This is a genomic window from Marilutibacter maris, from assembly GCF_003233695.1.
Taxonomy (GTDB): Bacteria; Pseudomonadota; Gammaproteobacteria; order Xanthomonadales; family Xanthomonadaceae; genus Marilutibacter; species Marilutibacter maris.
Genome location: NZ_CP029843.1, coordinates 3,710,748 through 3,728,146, shown reverse-complemented (window position 1 = coordinate 3,728,146; position 17,399 = coordinate 3,710,748). Strand labels below are relative to the sequence as shown.

Here is a 17,399-nt window from a genome sequence, read left to right as displayed (position 1 = left end):
GCCCATTCCCGTCAGGCGGGTTCCGCGCCGGGCGGTTGCCGGCGTGGCATGATCGCGCGCATGTCCGCTTCGTCCCCGCACCGCCCGCCGCGATACCCATGGGCCTGGGCGTGGGCCTTCGCCGTCTCGCAGCTGGCGGTGTTGGCGCTGTGGGCCTGGGCCGGTTGGCGTTGGGGCCTGCCGGCGTTGCTGGCGACGCATCTGGCCATGGTCTGGGGCACCTTGAAGCCGCAGTCGCGGTTGTTCGGACCGGTGCTGACCCGGCTGCCGACCGATGCCCGCGAGCTGTGGCTGACGATCGACGACGGTCCCTCCGACGACACCCTGGCGATCCTCGACCTGCTCGACGCGCATGGCGCCCGGGCCACCTTCTTCGTGGTCGGCGCGCGTGCGCTGGCACGCCCCGAGCTGGTGCGCGAGATCGTGCAGCGCGGCCACGGCGTCGGTAACCACAGCTTCGACCACCCCGCCGCGAGGTTCTGGATGCTGGGGCCGCGCGCGATGGCCCGGCAGATCGGCGAGGCGCAGGCGGCCCTGGCCGGCATCCTCGGGCAGCCGCCGCGCTGGTTCCGCGCGGTGGTCGGCATGGCCAATCCGTTCGTGGCCGCGGCGCTGAAACGACACGGTCTGGCGCGGGTGGCCTGGTGCGCGCGCGGCTTCGATGCGGTCGAGCAGGATCCGGCGATCGTGGTCACCCGTCTGGAGGGCGGCATCGGGCCGGGCGCGATCGTGCTGCTGCACGAGGGCGCCGCGCATGGCCGCAGCGTCGCCATCCTGGCGGCATGGCTGCGGCGGATGGACGAACTGGGGTACCGCGGCGTGCTGCCGGACGCGCGCTGACCGCCTGTCGGGACCGCGACGCGATCCTGGCGGCACGGTTTTTCGTAGGAGCGGCGCAAGCCGCGATCCCCGGGCTGCGCCCGGGAATCCCCAAAGTTTGCTGCGCAAACCTTGGGCCCCGCCGTTGCGCTTCCACACCCCCATTCGCGCTGCGCGCGAATCGCCCCCTGACTCAGGGGGCTGGGCTCATGAGACAGACAAGCGCTCTTCGTAGGAGCGGCGTAAGCCGCGATGAAGCGCTCATGGGAAAGCCCCGGTCGCAGCTGACGCAGCTCCTACAGGTCAATCTCGCGGCATGCCGATGCGCGCGTCGAAGCCTCCCGTAGGAGCGGCGTGAGCCGCGATATCCGGCTGCGCCCGGATATCTCCCAAAGTTTGCTTCGCAAACCTTGGGCCCCGCCGTTGCGCTTCCACACCCCCATTCGCATCTGCGATGCGAATCGCCCCCTCACTCAGGGGGAACGATATCCGGCTGCGCGCGGATATCTCCCAAAGTTTGCTTCGCAAACCTTGGGCCCCGCCGTTGCGCCTCCACACCCCCATTCGCATCTGCGATGCGAATCGCCCCCTCACTCAGGGGGAAACGATATCCCGCTGCGCCCGGATATCTCCCAAAGTTTGCTTCGCAAACCTTGGGCCCCACCGTTGCGTTGCCACACCCCCATTCGTGCCTACGGCACGAATCGCCCCCTGACTCAGGGGGCTGGGCCCGCGCTAGATCGCTTCTCGTAGGAGCGGCGTAAGCCGCGATGAAGCTTTCGTGGGAAGGCCCTCGCGGCCTACGCCGCTCCTACATGGGATGTGGGCGCACCGCAGGTGCCTATGGCGCGTGAGCGACGACCCGCCAGTTGTTGAACGGGGTGTCGCCGGACAACGAGTCGACCTCGACCCTCAGTCCGGCGTCGGCCAGGCGCGCGCACAGCGCCTCGCGCTCGGGGTAGTGTCGCGGCGCGGCGTTCATCCAGCCCAGCACCCGCGAGAACACGTCGACCGCGCGGGTCACCCGGGCGCGGCTGCCGCCGTCGTCGAAGCCGGTACGGATCACCAGCTTCGCGCCCGGCGCCAGCATCGCGATCGCGCCGTCGAGGATGCCGTCGTGCGCTTGGCGCGGCACGAACTGCAACACGTCCAGCACGGCGACGCTGCCGCGGTGCGCGGGCAGTCCGCCGGCCAGGTCGAGGCGGGCGAATCCGGCGTCGAGTCCGGCCCGGTCGGCCGCGCGCGCGGCACGGGCGATCTTGCCGGCATCGATGTCGACGCCGCGGTAGGGCAGGGCGAGACCGGCGTCGCGCAGCGCATGGGCGAGCAGGCCCAGCCCGCAGCCCAGATCCAGCACCGGCGCCGAGGTGCCGCGCAGGGCGTCGACGATGCCGGGGTAGAGCGGATCGCTGGACAGTTTGCCGCGGACGTAGAAGTAGTCCCAGTAGCTGCCCAGCGGATGCGCGGGGCGGTAGGCGCGTGCGATCGCGCGTGCGGTGGCCGAAGGCAACGGGCGCGCGTCGTCGCTCATCCGGCGGACTTAGTCGGCCAGCAGCCCGCGTGCCACCGGCAGTGCGACCCGGGTCCACTCGGCGTACATCGAGGCCGACGGATGCAGGCCGTCCTCGGCCACCATGGCCGGTTCGGCACCGTGCTCGCGCGAGACCGGGGTGATGTCGACGAACACGACCCCGCGCGCCGCGCACAGTTCTCGGGCGGCGGCATTGAACGCGTCGATCTCGGCGCCGATCGCGTCGACGCCGCGGTCGTCGCGCTCGCCGAACGGGGTCACCCCCCAGTCCGGGATCGACAGCACCATGACCCGGTCGGCGCGGCCGCCGGCATAGCCGATCGCGCGCACCAGCAGGGCATCGAACTCGCTGCGGTAGTTGTCCAGGCTGCGTCCGCGGTACTGGTTGTTGACCCCGATCAGCAGGCTGACGAAGCCCCATTCGCCCAGCGGCTCGGCCGCGTCCAGCGCCTCGGCCAGCTCGTCGGTGGTCCAGCCGGTGGTGGCGATGATGCGCGGGTCGGCCAGCGCCACGCCTTCGTCGCGCAGGGCGGCGGCGAGCCGTACCGGCCAGCGGTCGTCCTCGGCCACCGCCTCGCCGATCGTGTAGCTGTCGCCGAGGGCGAGGTAGGGCGTCGGCGTCATCGTCGGTTCCTTGGGTCGGGTGGGGCCGGCGCAGGCGGCCAGCAGCGCGGTCGTGACCAGCGCAGCGACGAGCGGATGGCCGGCGCCGAACGCCCGCCGCGCCGTCGCGAGGGCGGTTTCAGCCCAGCGCCGCACGTGCCGATCCGCCATCCGCGTCGCGGTCGGCGCGGCGGTCGAGGACCCGTTCGATGCGCTGGAACACCTCGCGCAGTTCGTCGGGTTGCGGCAGCAGGGTCACCCGGAAGTGGTTGCGGTAGGGCACGTTGAAGCTGCTGCCCGGCACCACCAGCACGTTTTCGGTTTCCAGCAGTTCCAGCGCGAAGCGGTGGTCGTCGAAGCCTTCGGCGGCGGCGCCGGCAACCGCCGGGAAGGCGTACAGCGCACCGGCCGGGGCGACCAGTTGCAGATGGCGGCTGGCGGCGACGCTGTCGATGACCGCGCGGCGCGCCTCGTACAGCCGGCCGTCGGGCGCGCACAGCGCGTCGATGGTGTTGTCGCCGTGCAGCGCCGCCTCGACCGCGAACTGGCCGGGCACGTTCGCGCACAGGCGCAGCGCACCGAGCAGGTCCATCGCGTGATGGAACTCGCCGATCGCCAGCGGATCGCCGGACAGCACCGCCCAGCCGACCCGCCAGCCGCAGGCGCGGTGGACCTTGCTCAGGCCGCCGAACGACAGGCAGGGCACGTCGCCGGCCAGCGGCGCGATGGGCTGGAAGCCGGCACCGTCGTACAGGATCGAGTCGTAGATCTCGTCGCACAGCAGCAGCAGGCCGTGGCGCGCGGCGACCGCGACGATCCGCTCGATCAGCTCGCGCGGATAGTTGGCGCCGGTCGGGTTGTTCGGGTTGATCAGCACGATCGCGCGGGTGCGGCTGGACACCAGCGCCTCGATCTCGTCCGGGTCGGGCAGGAAGCCGTTCTCCGGCAGGCAGCGGTAGTAGACCGGGCGACCGTCGTTGAGGATGGTCGCCGCCGACCATAGCGGGTAGTCGGGCGAGGGCAGCAGGACCTCGTCGCCGGGGTTGAGCAGGGCCCGCAGCGACAGGTCGATCAGTTCGCTGACGCCATTGCCCAGGAACACCCGTTCGGGGGTCGCGTTGGGCGTGCCGCGCTTGCGGTAGTGGGCGGCGACCGCCTCGCGCGCGGCCGGCAGGCCCTGCTGGTGCGTGTAGGGGTCGGTCTGGTCGATGCCGTCGACGATCGCGCGCTGCAGGTGGGCCGGCGCGCGGAATCCGAACGCGCCCGGGTTGCCGATGTTGAGCTTGATCAGGGTGCGGCCCTGGGCCTCCAGCTCGCGTGCGCGCCGGGCGAGCTCGCCGCGTATCTCGTAACGGACTTCGGACAGGCGTTCGCGGGTCTTGAGGCTGGATGGCGGCATCGGCGGAGGGGGCGGCGGGCGTGGAAGGGGCGCGTCGGCGCGGGGCCTGGCGCTGCGTGGAAATCGCGATTGTCCGCCAGACTATCCGAATGCGGAGCCGTGTCCAGCGTCCCCGCAACGGCCCTTCAGCGGCGATCCGGGCGCTCCCGGCTGGCCGCGACGACACCCGGCGCGGATAGAATCCGCAGCATGCGACCGGACAGCTGCCGCCCTTGACCGCCACCATCGCCGACCTGCAGTCGATCGGTTGGCCCGTGAACGGGCTGCGCACCGGCATCGACGCCGCCACCGACGCGGCGCTCCCGCCGGGCTGGGCCCGCCTGCTCGACGCGCATCCGGCCGCGCGGCCGGCGCGGATCGTCGAACAGCACCGCAGCGGCTACATGGTCGCCGAATCTCCGGATACCGGCGACGCTCCCGGCAACAGCTATCGGGCCGAGTCCCTGCCGGAATGGACCCGGCCGGCCCAGTACCGCAAGGGCGAGGTCGCGCCGGAGGAACGGCCGGCGGTCGGCGACTGGGTGCTGGTCGAGGGCGAGGGCGGCTCGGCGCGGATCGTCGCCCTGCTGCCGCGCTGGAGCGCGATCAAGCGCGGCGCCGCCGGCGAGCACTACCGGCAGCAGCTGATCGCCGCCAATGTCGACACCGTGTTCGTGGTCAGCGGGCTCGACGACGATTTCAATCCGCGCCGGATCGAGCGCTACCTGCTGCTGGTGAGCGGCACCGGCGATGCCGCCGAACGCTCGGCGCTGGAACCGGTGATCGTGCTGACCAAGGCCGACCTGGCCGAGGCGGCCGAGCCGGGCGCGGTCGCTGCCGCCACCCAGGCGCTGCGCGCGCTGGGCGACCCCGGTCTGGCGGTATGCGCGCTCAACGCGCGCGACCGCGATGCCGTCGCCACCCTGTCGCCCTGGCTGCGGCCCGGGCGGACCGTGGTCCTGGTCGGCAGTTCCGGCGCCGGCAAGTCGACCCTCACCAACAGCCTGCTCGGGATCGAGCGGATGAAGACCGGCGAGGTCCGCGGGAGCGACTCGCGCGGCCGCCACACCACCACCCATCGCGCGCTGATCCCGCTGCCGTCCGGCGCCTGCCTGATCGACACCCCGGGCATGCGCGAGCTCAAGCCCACCGGCGAGGAGGACGTCGCCGAGAGCTTCACCGACATCGAGGCCCTGGCCGAGCAATGCCGCTTCCGCGACTGCGCCCACGCCCGCGAGCCCGGTTGCGCGGTGCGCGCGGCGATCGAGGCCGGGACCCTGGACGCGCAGCGCTTCGCCAACTACCTCAAGCTGCGCGACGAAGTCGCCGGTGCCGCCGGCAAGCTCGCCGACCGCCTCGCCCAGAAGGCGCAGACCCGGGTCCAGAGCAAGGCCGTGAACAAGCGGCAGACCGACAAGTACGGCAAGCGCTAGCAGGAGCGCCCGCGGGGCCCGGACGGCGGTCCGCTCACCTTGCGCCGGCCCGGCGCGAACGATCGAATCCAGCGGCCGGGTCATTGAAGGGCTGGCCGTCGAAGGGCTGGTCGTCGAAAGGCTGATCCGGCACCTGGCCGATCCTGTCCGTCCCGCGTGCGCGATCGTGGGCGATGAAAACGTTTCATTGACAAATGTGAACGGGGTTTGCAGACTCCCTTGACCAGCCAGCCGAGCGTCTTTCCAGACGTTCTCTCGCCAGCGGATCCGGCCCGACCGGCCTCCTTCCGCTTCGAGAGTTCCGATGAGATTTCTGACACTCGCCATCGTTCCGATCATGGCTGCCGGCGCGCATGCCGCCGAGCGCGTTGACGATGGGGCACCCGCATCGTCCGAATCCGCCACCGACACGTCCGCGTCGAGGTATCTGGCCGATCCGCCGACCCTCGACACGATCACCGTCGTCGGCCAGCGCCTGTTTCCGTACCAGGAAGGGATGGTCCTCAACGAGGGCTACATCGACGACCAGGTGCGCGGCAACGGCGATATTGGCACCCTGCTGCGGATCAATCCGAACGTGCAGTTCGACGATTCGGCGGCCGCGTCGTCGAACCGCATGGGCGAAATCCGTCCTTCTGACATCAGCATCAATGGCGGCCTGTACTACCAGAACCTGTTCCGGTTCGACGGCGCCACGTTCAACAACGATCTCGACCCCAGCTCCGACAATCCGCACCACGTCGCCGACGTTCCCAGTTCGACCCAGGGCATCGCCCTGGACACCGAGCTGATCGGCCGGCTCACCGTCTACGACAGCAACGTGCCGGCGGGTTTCGGCGGGTTCAACGGCGGAGTGGTCGATGCGCAGAGCAGGAAGGCCAAAGACGGCTTCGGCGGCAAGGTTTCCCTGCGCATGTCGCGCTCGGCATGGAACGAGATGATCCTGCCCGAGGGCGACGAGGACAGCGCCGGGCTTTCCTCGCGCTATACCACCCAGCCCAACTACGACAAGTACCGACTCGCCGCGATGCTGGAGGGGCGCACGTCGCGGGGGCTGGGCTGGATCGCCAACGTGCAGCGCACCCGCTCGGACATTCCGCTGCGCGGCTATTCCTCGGGCAACGTGAGCCCGGACGACGCCTTCATCAAGGAACAGCGTCGCCAGAACACCAGCGCCAGCCTGCGTCTGGACTGGACCGGCGAGCGCGTGGATCTGGCCGCCAGCCTGACCTACGCGCCCACCGATGAGCGCTACTTCACCCAGAACGCCAAGAACTCCTATTTCGACCTGAAACAGGGCGGGCCGATCGCCAGTGTGAGGATGAGCAGCGGGCACGGCGCCTGGACGCTGGCCCAGACCCTGAGCCACAGCGATATGGAGAGCTCGCGCCGGGTGGAACCGGCGGTCGACTACTGGAAGTCGTGGGCGCGCTCGAGCGAGTTCGACTGGGGCGTCAACAACAGCAGCTTCGAGGGCAACTGGGGCAACGTCGACCAGCGCAATCGCACGAGCGGCTACGGGCTCACCCTGTCGCGCGAGCCCATGCGCTGGGGTGGCAGCGAGCACGCGCTGCAACTGGGCCTGCAGTACCGGGACCGCTTGGGCACCTATCACCGCCTCAACGACCATTACAGCTATCTCAGTCCAAGCGCGACCACGACCTGCACCACGGCCTCGGGCACGGTCGATACCGAGGCCTGCTCGCTCGCGCCGGTGTACGCCAGCACCAGCGGCGGCCTGGTGGCCGGACAGGGGCAGTACTTCCGCACCATGAACGTCTACCGCGCCGGCCACTTCGAGGCCCGGGTGAAGGAGTGGAGCGTGTTCGTCGAGGACGACATCCGCCTGGGGCGCTGGAGCCTGCGCGCCGGGCTGCGGGTGGACGGCGACGACCTGATGGACAAGACCACCGTGGCACCGCGACTGGCGCTGTCGTGGGACATGTTCGGCGACCGCCGGACCCTGCTTACCGCGGGCGCCAACCGCTACTACGGCCGCAGTTTCTTCTCCTACAAGCTGCGCGAGGGGCGCGAGAACCTGCAGACCACCCATACCCGCACCGCCGACACCCTGGAGTGGACGCCGAGTCGGCAGTACACCGCCAACAACAGGTTCGAGACGCTGGATATTCCGTACAGCGACGAGCTCAATGGCGGAATCAACCAGCGCTGGCGCGGGCTGGACATCAACCTGAAGTACGTCCGTCGCGACGGCCACGACGAGGTGCTGCGCCAGCGCGTGGCGAGCGATGACGACAGCGGCTACTACTCCAGCAACGTCTACCAGTACGTCAACGCCGGTCGCAGCCGCAGCGACACCTACACGCTCAGCATCGGGCCCGAGAAGCCCTGGGCGTGGCGCGGCGCCGCCACCCACTGGCAGTTCGCGTTCGACCACACCGATGTGCGCCGCAACTATTCGGACTACGAGAGCAGCTACACCGACGGCAGCTACAACCGCTGGGTCCGTTACGAAGGCACCTTGATCCGCGCCTACGAGCTGCCGCAGAGCAGCTACAACCGCCCGTGGACGGCGCGCCTGTCCAGCCAGACCCGGATCGCGCGCTGGGGCCTGTTGTGGAGCAACTTCTTCCGCTATCGCGCCGGCCATACCGGTCTGGCCACGGTGGATACCGAGCCGTACCAGGGCGAGGAGATCGACGTGATCCGGCGCTACGAGTTGCCGCGCACGTTCACCTGGGACAGCACGGTGGAATACACGCTGCCGCTGGCCGGCGACAGCGAGGCCTATGTGCGGGTGGAGGCGCAGAATGTGACGAACCGGCGCAACCCGCTGTCGGGGGCGCCCGGCGGAGTGAGCTACTACGAGCCCGGGCGCAGCTACTGGCTCGAACTGGGGTACCGGTTCTGAGATGAGACGGGTCGCACGATCGGGCAGCGCCGCGGCGCTGCTGTTGCTGGCCGGCCTCGCCCCGGTCGCGGTGGCGGATGCGGACAATGCGGTGCAGGAGGGGGGGGACGTCTGCCGGCAGCGGATTGCTCCCAGTGCTCCGTCGATCGACTTCGCCTGCCTGCGCGAGATCTACTCGCGGCCGATCGGCGAATGGCCGGCGCCGCAGGTCGCCGAGGGCGCCGTCTGGCAGGAGCTGGCGCCGCTGCCGCGACGGGTGCCCGAGCCGCCCGACAATCCGGGGACGCCGGAGAAGGTGGCGCTGGGCAAGGCCCTGTTCGAGGACCCGAGGCTGTCCGGGTCCGGCCAGATCGCCTGCGCCAGCTGTCACGACCGTCAGCTGGGCTGGGGCGACGGACGCAGCGTGTCGTTCGGTCATGACCGCCAGGCCGGCAGGCGCAACGCGATGAGCGTGGCGATGGCGGCGTATGCGGCGCCGCTGTTCTGGGACGGGCGCGCGGGCAGCCTGGAGGCGCAGGCGCTGCATCCGATCCAGGACCGGGTCGAGATGGCGGCCAGTCTCGCCGACGTGGAGCGGCGCCTGAATCGCGACGGGGCTTATCGCGAACGGTTCCGACAGGTGTTCGGCGAGCGTCGCATCGGCATCCACCGGGTCGCACAGGCGCTGGCCGCCTATCAGCGCAGCCTGGTGCCGCGCTCGAACCGCTTCGACCGGTTTCTGGAAGGGCGCCGCGACCTGCTCAGCGACCGGCAGTTGTGGGGCCTGCACCTGTTCCGCACCCACGGCCGCTGCATGAGCTGCCACAGCGGTCCGGCGTTGACCGACAACCGTTTCCACAACCTGGGCCTGCACTTCTACGGGCGTTCGCGCCAGGACCTGGGCCGCTACGAGGTGACCGGCGATCCGGCCGACAGCGGCAAGTTCCGTACCCCATCCCTGCGCAACGTGCGCCGGACCGGCCCGTACATGCACAACGGCATCTTCAGGGACCTTCGCGGGGTGATGAACATGTACAACGCCGGGATGCCGAGACCCCGGCCGAGGCCCGGCCAGGAGGACGATCCGCTGTTTCCGCGCCCGGACCCGATGCTGGAGCCGCTCGATCTGCACCGCAGCGAACTGGAGGCGATCACCGAATTCCTGCAGACGCTATGAGCCCGCGCTCCCGCCTCAGCTGCCCCACAGCACGCCGGGCGTGCGCGGGCACTGGTTCACCGGCTCGGGGTCGTCGCGGTTGCTGTCCAGTAGCCAGCACTCGTCCAGCACCGAGCAGTAGCAGGCGCGCAGGCGGACGTTGTGGCGTTCGCGGTCGAGCGCCTCCCAGGCCGGTGTCACCGGGTCGGGCTGGGGGTAACGGACCAGGTTGATCCACTCGCCGGGGGCGATCACCCGCCGCTGGATGCCGCTGGACAGCAGGGTCGGATCGTCCGCGGCGTTGGCCGGGACCCCGCAGCACAGCGACAGTAGCGTGTCGGAATCGCGTACCGGGGCATCCTTGTAGAGGAGCTCGGCCCAGCGCACGCGGGCCGGACCGGTGCCGCGGTTGAGCAGGTCGAGGGTGATCTGGGGCGCGCCTTCCGTCGACGCGTTGCTGGTGCCGAACATCAGCGACGGCCACACGCTGGCGGCGAGGATGCGCTCCTGGGTGCGGTTGGCGTTGACCGCGACGAAGACCGAAACCACCGAGATCACCAGCACGCCGATGCCGATCACGATCTCGAACAGGCGGCTGCTGGAGCGGAGCGGGGGCTGCGGGGTCGCGGGTTCGGTCATGGCGTTTTCCTGGTCGGGTCGAGGGGCCGGCGCACCGGGTCGGCCGGATTATTCCATCTCCCGTCGGGTCGGCGTGACGCGCGGCGGCACGGCCCGGTCGCGAATGGGTAGCATGCACGGATGAAGGGAACGAGCGCCGACGACCTCGCGATCGCCCACCATGCCGCGCTCGATGCGCGCATGGTCCAGGCCGCGCGCGGAATCCGTCTGCTGACCCTGACCAGCTGGCCGGCCGGGCAGGAGCAGCGGTTCCTGGAGGAACACGCTACCGGGCGCCTGGCCCTGCCGCGGATCGAATACCCGCGCCACGACTTCGCCGAGGTCCGCGCCGAGCTGGAGGCGGTCGCCGCCGAGGCCGATCCCGACCACCCGCTGGGCCAGTACCTGCGCGAGTCGGCGCACAGCTGGGGGATCGCGGCGCAGTTGCTCGAATCGCTGGGCACGCCGGCGGTGACCGCGCATTCGGTGCGGCTGTTCGGGCGCCCCGACGAGGCCCTTCCCGGCGACGGCCCGAGCGCGCGCGAGGCGGCGCAGCACTTCATCTCGATCGCCGACGAACTCGACCGCGAGCTGATGGCGCCGGCCGAGCACATCACCGTGTCGGCGACCGCGTTGCAACTGCAGTTGCAGCGCGAGCTGGACAATTTCTTCGGCGAACGGGTGATCGAGGTCGAGCTCGACCCGGAGCTGATCTCCAAGGCCGCCGCCGGCGCCACCCGCATCCGTCTGCGCAGCAATGCCGCCTTCAGCGACTACGACCGCGACCAGCTGCTGCAGCACGAGGCCTTCGTGCATTCGCTGACCGCGATCAACGGCCGCCAGCAGCCGGTGCTGCCGAGCCTGGGGCTGTCCTCGCCGCGCAGCACCGAGACCCAGGAGGGGCTGGCGACCTTCGCCGAGCAGATCACCGGCAGTATTGATATTGGCCGGATGAAGCGGATCAGCCTGCGCATCGAGGCGGTCGACATGGCCCTGGGCGGGGCCGATTTCGTCGAGGTGTTCCGCTACTTCCTCGATGCCGGCCAGGCCGCCGAGGAGAGCTTCGCCTCGGCCCAGCGGGTGTTCCGCGGGGTGCCGGTCAGCGGCGGCTGCGCGTTCACCAAGGACACCGTCTACCTGCGCGGCCTGGTCTCGGTGCACACCTTCTTCCGCTGGGCGCTGCGCGAACAGAAGCTGCAACTGTGCCGTTGGCTGTTCGCCGGCAAGATGACCCTGGCCGACGTGCAGCGCTTCGAGCCGCTGTTCGTCGACGGCGTGCTCGAACCCGCGCGCTGGATGCCGCACTGGATCACCCGCGCCAATGGCCTGGCCGGAATGCTGGCGTTCTCGCTGTTCGCCAACCGCATCCGCCTCGACGCCATCGCCGGCGGCGACGAACCGCTGGAGCTCTAGCGGTCCGGCGCCGGCAGCGGCTCGATGCGGCCGTCCGCCCGCACCACCGCATCGGCCGCGGCATCGCCTTCGACATCGCCGTCGACCAGAACCACGCGCCCCCCGATGGGTTCGCCGCGCACGTGCGGAATCTCGTGGGTCAGGCGCATGAACATCCAGGCCTTGGCATCCGCGGCGACCCGCAGGCGCAGCGGCCGGGCCGGGTCGCGGTCGCGCACCGCCTCCACCAGCGCCGGGGTGAATACCGCCTGCACCTCGCCGACCCGGTGCATCCAGCGCATCACGTGGATGCCGTGCCAGAGCACCAGCACCGCGAGCAGGCCGGTGGCGGCCCTGCCCCAGCGCGGCAGGCGCGGCCAGGCGAGCGCGAACACGCCGGCGACGACCGCGGCGAAGCCGTAGCCGTACTGGTTGTAGGCGGTGGGCAGCACCAGCACCGGGCCCAGCGCGGCGAGGCCGCCGCCGACCAGCGCCGCCGGAGCCCGCCAGCCGGTCCGGGCGAGGGCCGCCAGCACCACCAGCCACAGCGCGATCGCGACCCACACCGAGGGGTCGGCGAACCCGCGCACGAGGGCGCTCAGGGTTTCGAAGGCGCCGAACTGCGGCAGGAACACGAAGTACTCCAGGGCGCGGACCGGGATCCGCTCGATCGACCACGCATACGCCCCCGAGCCCTCGCCGGCGGCGCCGAGCACGCCGATCCGCAGGGCCAGGTAGGCCGCCGCCGGCAACGCCGAGCCCAGCAGGCCCCAGCGCCAGCCCGGCCGCTCGCGGTCCAGCAGGGCGGCGACCGCCAGCAGGGCCGGGATCGACAACGCCGCTTCCTTGGCCAGCAGGCCGATGGCGGTCAGCAGCGCGCAGCCGATCGCGACCGCCGCCTGGCGCGGGCGCCGCGCGCCGGGCAACGTGCTGCTCGACGTGCTGCACACCCAGCCGCAGGCCAGCGCCATCGCCACCCACAACAGGTCGCCGATGGTGCCGACCCAGCCGTGCACATAGGTCGCGTAGGGGCCGAGCGCGAAGCCCAGCGCGCCGATCAGCGCCATCGCCGGCGCCGCGCCCAGGCGTCGCAGCAGTCCGGCCAGCAACGCGGTGTTGAGCGCGCCCATCGCCACCAGCACCGCGTGGAAGGCCATCGGCGTGTCGAACAGGTGCCGCGACAGCCACAGCCACAGGTTGAAGGTCAGCGGGCGGTACTGGAACACGCCCGGATCGGTCCAGGCCATCCACGGCAGCGGGCCGCCGTCGGCCGACCATGCGCGCGCCGCCCATTGCAGCTCGTCGTGGCTGAAGTAGCCCGGGTTGGCGACCAGCGGCCACTGCGCCAGGAACGCGAGCAGGGCCGCGGCCGGCAGCAGCCAGGCCGGGATGGGGGGCGTGGAGGTCGGCGGGCGGGCCATCCGGAATCCGCAGGTTGCGAACCGCCAATTCTGGTCAATCGGGCCGGGTTTGCCAAAGCATGGCGGCGCCGGCCGGTTTTCGTACGTGGGCGTATGGCGCGAGGTGCTTGACGGATCACTGGTTGTTGTGGATATCGCCGGTAGAATCACGGGCCCGTCCCTGGTTCCCGTCCTGATGTCCGACAACGACGCCTTCAAGCAAGCCGCGCTCGACTACCACCGCCTCAGCCCCGCCGGCAAGATCAAGGTCACCGCGACCAAGCCGATGGTCACCCAGCGCGATCTCGCCCTGGCGTACTCGCCCGGCGTGGCCTACGCCTGCGAGGCGATCGCGGTCGATCCGAACACCGCCCGCGACTACACCGCGCGCGGCAACCTGGTCGCGGTGGTCAGCAACGGCACCGCGGTGCTGGGCCTGGGCGACATCGGCGCGCTGGCCGGCAAGCCGGTGATGGAAGGCAAGGGCGTGCTGTTCCAGAAGTTCGCCGGCATCGACGTGTTCGACATCGAGGTCGACGAGCGCGACCCGGACAAGCTGGTCGACATCATCGCCAGCCTGGAGCCGACCTTCGGCGGCATCAACCTGGAGGACATCAAGGCGCCGGAGTGCTTCATCGTCGAGCGCAAGTTGCGCGAGCGGATGAAGATCCCGGTGTTCCACGACGACCAGCACGGCACCGCGATCATCGTCGGCGCGGCCGTGCTCAACGCGCTGGAAGTGGCCGGCAAGGACATCGAGAACGTCAGGGTCGCCACCACCGGCGCCGGCGCCGCCGGCATCGCCTGCCTGGACATGCTGGTCGCGCTGGGGGTCAAGAAGGAGCACATCACCGCGTTCGACCGCGAGGGCGTGATCTACAGCGGCCGCCCCAACCTGGACCCGGACAAGGCGCGCTACGCCAGCGACACCGACAAGCGCAGCCTGGAGGAAATCGTCGAGGGCGCCGACCTGTTCCTGGGCCTGTCCGCCGGCGGCATCCTCAAGCCGGAGATGGTCGCGAAGATGGCCGACAAGCCGATCATCCTGGCGCTGGCCAACCCCTACCCGGAGATCCTGCCGGAGGACGCCAAGAAGGTCCGTCCGGACTGCATCATCGCCACCGGCCGTTCGGACTACCCGAACCAGGTCAACAACGCGCTGTGCTTCCCGTACATCTTCCGCGGCGCGCTGGATGTCGGCGCGACCGTGATCAACGAGGACATGAAGCTGGCCTGCGTACGCGCGATCGCGCGGCTGGCGCGGATGGAGGCCGGCGACCTGGGCAGCGCCTACGGCGGCGACGTGCCGACCTTCGGCGCCGAGTACCTGATTCCGCGTCCGTTCGACCCGCGCCTGCTGGTGATGCTGGCGCCGGCGGTGGCGCTGGCGGCGATGAAGTCCGGCGTGGCGACCCGTCCGCTGGACGATGTCGAGGCCTACGTCGAGCAGCTCGGCCAGTTCATCCACCGCACCGGTCTGGTGATGAAGCCGGTCTACGACCGCGCCCGCAGCGACCGCAAGCGCGTGGTCTACGCCGAGGGCGAGGAGGAGACCGTGCTGCGTGCGGTGCAGACCGTGGTCGACGAGCGCCTCGCCTATCCGGTGCTGATCGGCCGCCCGGAGGTCATCCAGGCGCGGATCGAGCGCCTCGGCCTGCGCATGCGCGAGGGCGCCGACTACGAGCTGACCAACATCAACGACGACCCGCGCTTCAACGACTACTGGCAGCAGTACCACGCGCTGACCGAGCGCCGCGGCGTCACTCCGGCCGCGGCCAAGAACCTGCTGCGCTCGCGGCCGACCCTGATCGCCTCGCTGATGGTCGAGCGCGGCGAGGCCGATGCGATGATCTGCGGCCTGGTCGGGCGCTTCCACAAGAAGCTCGGCTACCTGCGCAGCGTGTTCGACTTCGAGCGCGGCGTCACCGGCACCGCCGCGATGACCGGCGTGATCAACGACAAGGGCGTCTGGTTCTTCCTCGATACCCACGTCCAGGTCGATCCGCCGGCCGAGCAGATCGCCGAGGCGACCCTGCAGGCGACCTACCGGCTGAAGCTGTTCGGGGTCGAACCGCGGGTCGCGCTGTTGTCGCACTCCAACTTCGGCAGCCACGACAACCCGTCGGCGGCGAAGATGCGCAAGGTCCGCGAGATCCTGGCCCAGCGCATGCCCAAGCTGGTGGTCGACGGCGAGATGATGGCCGACACCGCCTGGGACGAGGACCTGCGCAAGCGGATCTTCCCCAACACCACCCTGGAAGGGCGCCCGAACCTGTTCGTGATGCCGAACCTGGACGCGGCCAACATCACCTACAACATGATCCGGATGATGACCGAGGGCGTCGCGCTGGGGCCGATCCTGATGGGCCTGGACAAGCCGGCGCACATCCTGACCCCGAACTCGACCTCGCGCCGGGTCGTCAACATGACCGCCATCGCCGCGGTCGACGCCCAGATCCGCGCCGCCCGCGAGGCCGGCCACAAGGCCTGATCGCATCGCGCCGCTCCTGCCTTTCGTAGGAGCGGCGTAAGCCGCGATGGGGCCTTCATGGGAGAGCCCGGGTCGCAGCTCACGCAGCTCCTACAAGTCAATCCTGCGGCATGCCGATGCGTGCGCTGATGCCTTTCGTAGGAGCGGCGTAAGCCGCGATGGGGCCTTCATGGGAAAGCCCGGGGTCGCAGCTCACGCAGCTCCTACGGAACCCACATGGTGAGCGGGTCATAGCCACACCGCATCCCAGTACGGGTACCACCCACAGCGACGCACCAGGCCGGCGCGCACCGGGTTCATCACCAGATAGCGGGCGGCGCCGAGCAGGTCCTCCTCCTTGCGTAGCGCATGGTCGTGGTAGGCGCGTGCCCACACTGGCCCAGCATGTCGCTGGTCACGGCGCACGCAGCGGGCGGTACTGGTCTTGATCCGTCGGATCAGGGCGGGCAGGGCGTCGTCCTCGCCGAGAGCGACCAACCCGTGCCAGTGATCCGGCATCAGCACCCACGCCAGCAGGTGCGACCTGGTCCAGCAGCGGGGATCGACCAGTGCGCGGGCCGCGGTCATCGCGCGTGCCGGGTCGGCGAACAACCGGCATCGATTGTGGGTGGTGAAGGTCACCAGGTAGATCTGGCCGGCGGTGGAGGTTCGCCCCCGCCGCAGCGCGGCGTGACCATGTCCTGATGATCGAGTGGTCTTCATGCGATGAGCATGCAGACGCGATATGCGGCACGAAGATCGGTGAATGGCGCTGGTTAAGGTCGGACTTTGTCCCGGGAACGGGCAGGGCTGGCAATGCAACTCCTGCCTTTCGTAGGAGCGGCGTAAGCCGCGATCCCCGTGCTGCGCCCGGGAATCCCCAAAATTTGCTGCGCAAACCTTGGGCCCCGCCGTTGCGCTTCCACACCCCCATTCGCGCCTTCGGCACGAATCGCCCCCTGACTCAGGGGGCTGAGGTGCCATGACACCTGACGTAGGAGCGGCGTAAGCCGCGAGGGCCTTCATGGGAAAGCCCGGGTCACAGCTGACGCAGTGCCTACGGGTCAATCCTGGGGCATGCCGATGCGTGCGCGGATGCCTTTCGTAGGAGCGGCGTAAGCCGCGAGGCCCTTTATGGGAAAGCCCGGGTCGCAGCTGACGCAGCTCCTACGGGGCAATCCCGGGGGCATGCCGATGCGCGCGCGGATGCTTTTCGTAGGAGCGGCGTAAGCCGCGATGGGGCCTTCATGGGAAGTCCGCGGGTCGCAGCTGACGTAGCTCCTACGGGTCAATCCTGGGGCATGCCGATGCGCGCGCTGATGCCTTTCGTAGGAGCGCGGTGTCGGGTCAGGGGGTGCCGTCGTCGGGCATGTCGAGGTCGCCGTCGAGCACGCCTTGCTGGATGCGGTCGAGGTAGGCGTCGGCCTCGTGGCGGGTGTCGAAGACCGCTTCCAGCGGCACCGCCCTGGCCAGGTCGATGACCTTGCGGATCTGCGGCGGCGGATGCAGCAGCAGGACCTGGCCGCCCTCCGGCGCCAGCGCCTTGCGCGCGCGCAGGAGGGTGCGGATGCCGGCGCTGCTGATGTACTCCAGGTGGGCGATGTCGAGCACCAGCGCGCGCGGTCCGGCATCCAGCAGCGGCGCCAGCGCGGTCTCCAGTTCGACGTGGGTGTGGGTGTCCAGCCGTCCCGACAGCCTCAGGTACTGATTGCCGTTGACCGGCGGGTAGGTCTCGATCTGCAGCATCG

The 17,399-nt window shown here is 70.1% G+C and carries 13 protein-coding genes; 6 read left to right on the top strand and 7 right to left on the bottom strand.

Annotated features, from left to right (window positions below):
- Nucleotides 1-60: 60 nt before the first annotated feature.
- Nucleotides 61-840 carry a polysaccharide deacetylase family protein gene (locus tag C9I47_RS16135; protein WP_111268195.1) on the top strand — a complete coding sequence of 260 codons (780 nt, stop codon included), beginning with the start codon at nt 61-63 and terminating at the stop codon, nt 838-840.
- An 820-nt stretch (nt 841-1,660) separates the two neighbouring features.
- On the opposite strand, the gene C9I47_RS16130 is transcribed toward C9I47_RS16135, so the two are convergent.
- The 3 genes from C9I47_RS16130 to C9I47_RS16120 form a co-directional block, all read right to left on the bottom strand.
- A complete protein-coding gene (locus tag C9I47_RS16130; RefSeq protein WP_111267672.1) occupies nt 1,661-2,350 on the bottom strand; it encodes a methyltransferase domain-containing protein in 690 nt (229 codons plus the stop codon).
- A gap of 9 nt (nt 2,351-2,359) precedes the next feature.
- The gene (locus C9I47_RS16125; protein WP_111268194.1) at nt 2,360-2,974 is read right to left on the bottom strand and encodes an SGNH/GDSL hydrolase family protein; all 615 of its coding nucleotides are present in this window, start codon (nt 2,972-2,974) and stop codon (nt 2,360-2,362) included.
- A 118-nt stretch (nt 2,975-3,092) separates the two neighbouring features.
- Nucleotides 3,093-4,352 (bottom strand): aminotransferase class I/II-fold pyridoxal phosphate-dependent enzyme, encoded by a 1,260-nt coding sequence (locus tag C9I47_RS16120; protein WP_111267671.1) that lies wholly within the window; start codon nt 4,350-4,352, stop codon nt 3,093-3,095.
- A gap of 203 nt (nt 4,353-4,555) precedes the next feature.
- Here C9I47_RS16120 and rsgA point away from each other — a divergent pair, with 203 nt between their 5' ends.
- The 3 genes from rsgA to C9I47_RS16105 all read left to right on the top strand — a co-directional run bounded on the left by rsgA (nt 4,556) and on the right by C9I47_RS16105 (nt 9,792).
- Nucleotides 4,556-5,764: a ribosome small subunit-dependent GTPase A gene (rsgA, locus tag C9I47_RS16115; protein WP_407067528.1), complete on the top strand. Its 1,209-nt coding sequence runs from the start codon at nt 4,556-4,558 to the stop codon at nt 5,762-5,764.
- A 304-nt stretch (nt 5,765-6,068) separates the two neighbouring features.
- Entirely contained in the window at nt 6,069-8,636 is a 2,568-nt protein-coding gene (locus C9I47_RS16110; protein ID WP_111267670.1) for a TonB-dependent receptor, read from the top strand.
- Nucleotide 8,637: 1 nt separating this feature from the next.
- Nucleotides 8,638-9,792: a cytochrome-c peroxidase gene (locus C9I47_RS16105; RefSeq protein ID WP_111267669.1), complete on the top strand. Its 1,155-nt coding sequence runs from the start codon at nt 8,638-8,640 to the stop codon at nt 9,790-9,792.
- Nucleotides 9,793-9,807: 15 nt separating this feature from the next.
- Here the strand turns inward: C9I47_RS16105 and C9I47_RS16100 are convergent, their stop codons facing one another.
- Nucleotides 9,808-10,410, bottom strand: coding sequence for a hypothetical protein (locus tag C9I47_RS16100; protein WP_111267668.1), 603 nt, complete (start codon nt 10,408-10,410; stop codon nt 9,808-9,810).
- A gap of 120 nt (nt 10,411-10,530) precedes the next feature.
- On the opposite strand from C9I47_RS16100, the gene C9I47_RS16095 reads away from it, so the two are divergent.
- Entirely contained in the window at nt 10,531-11,802 is a 1,272-nt protein-coding gene (locus C9I47_RS16095; RefSeq protein ID WP_111267667.1) for a flavohemoglobin expression-modulating QEGLA motif protein, read from the top strand.
- Here the strand turns inward: C9I47_RS16095 and C9I47_RS16090 are convergent.
- The gene (locus C9I47_RS16090) at nt 11,799-13,202 is read right to left on the bottom strand and encodes a hypothetical protein (protein ID WP_111267666.1); all 1,404 of its coding nucleotides are present in this window, start codon (nt 13,200-13,202) and stop codon (nt 11,799-11,801) included. The two genes, C9I47_RS16095 and C9I47_RS16090, sit on opposite strands and share 4 nt — an antisense overlap.
- A gap of 175 nt (nt 13,203-13,377) precedes the next feature.
- Here C9I47_RS16090 and C9I47_RS16085 point away from each other — a divergent pair, with 175 nt between their 5' ends.
- Entirely contained in the window at nt 13,378-15,672 is a 2,295-nt protein-coding gene (locus tag C9I47_RS16085) for an NADP-dependent malic enzyme (RefSeq protein ID WP_111267665.1), read from the top strand.
- A 228-nt stretch (nt 15,673-15,900) separates the two neighbouring features.
- Here the strand turns inward: C9I47_RS16085 and C9I47_RS16080 are convergent, their stop codons facing one another.
- Nucleotides 15,901-16,374 carry an REP-associated tyrosine transposase gene (locus C9I47_RS16080; protein ID WP_111267664.1) on the bottom strand — a complete coding sequence of 158 codons (474 nt, stop codon included), beginning with the start codon at nt 16,372-16,374 and terminating at the stop codon, nt 15,901-15,903.
- 624 nt (nt 16,375-16,998) lie between these two features.
- Nucleotides 16,999-17,397, bottom strand: a complete 399-nt coding sequence (locus C9I47_RS16075; protein WP_111267663.1) for an STAS domain-containing protein — start codon at nt 17,395-17,397, stop codon at nt 16,999-17,001.
- Nucleotides 17,398-17,399: the final 2 nt, after the last annotated feature.

Coding starts and splice junctions, on each gene's coding strand:
- C9I47_RS16130 (WP_111267672.1), bottom strand. CDS start 2,350: ATGAGCGACGACGCGCGCCCGTTGCCTTCGGCCACCGCACGCGCGATC.
- C9I47_RS16095 (WP_111267667.1), top strand. CDS start 10,531: ATGAAGGGAACGAGCGCCGACGACCTCGCGATCGCCCACCATGCCGCG.
- C9I47_RS16135 (WP_111268195.1), top strand. CDS start 61: ATGTCCGCTTCGTCCCCGCACCGCCCGCCGCGATACCCATGGGCCTGG.
- C9I47_RS16100 (WP_111267668.1), bottom strand. CDS start 10,410: ATGACCGAACCCGCGACCCCGCAGCCCCCGCTCCGCTCCAGCAGCCGC.
- C9I47_RS16110 (WP_111267670.1), top strand. CDS start 6,069: ATGAGATTTCTGACACTCGCCATCGTTCCGATCATGGCTGCCGGCGCG.
- C9I47_RS16105 (WP_111267669.1), top strand. CDS start 8,638: ATGAGACGGGTCGCACGATCGGGCAGCGCCGCGGCGCTGCTGTTGCTG.
- C9I47_RS16090 (WP_111267666.1), bottom strand. CDS start 13,202: ATGGCCCGCCCGCCGACCTCCACGCCCCCCATCCCGGCCTGGCTGCTG.
- C9I47_RS16120 (WP_111267671.1), bottom strand. CDS start 4,352: ATGCCGCCATCCAGCCTCAAGACCCGCGAACGCCTGTCCGAAGTCCGT.
- C9I47_RS16080 (WP_111267664.1), bottom strand. CDS start 16,374: ATGAAGACCACTCGATCATCAGGACATGGTCACGCCGCGCTGCGGCGG.
- C9I47_RS16125 (WP_111268194.1), bottom strand. CDS start 2,974: ATGACGCCGACGCCCTACCTCGCCCTCGGCGACAGCTACACGATCGGC.
- C9I47_RS16085 (WP_111267665.1), top strand. CDS start 13,378: ATGTCCGACAACGACGCCTTCAAGCAAGCCGCGCTCGACTACCACCGC.
- C9I47_RS16075 (WP_111267663.1), bottom strand. CDS start 17,397: ATGCTGCAGATCGAGACCTACCCGCCGGTCAACGGCAATCAGTACCTG.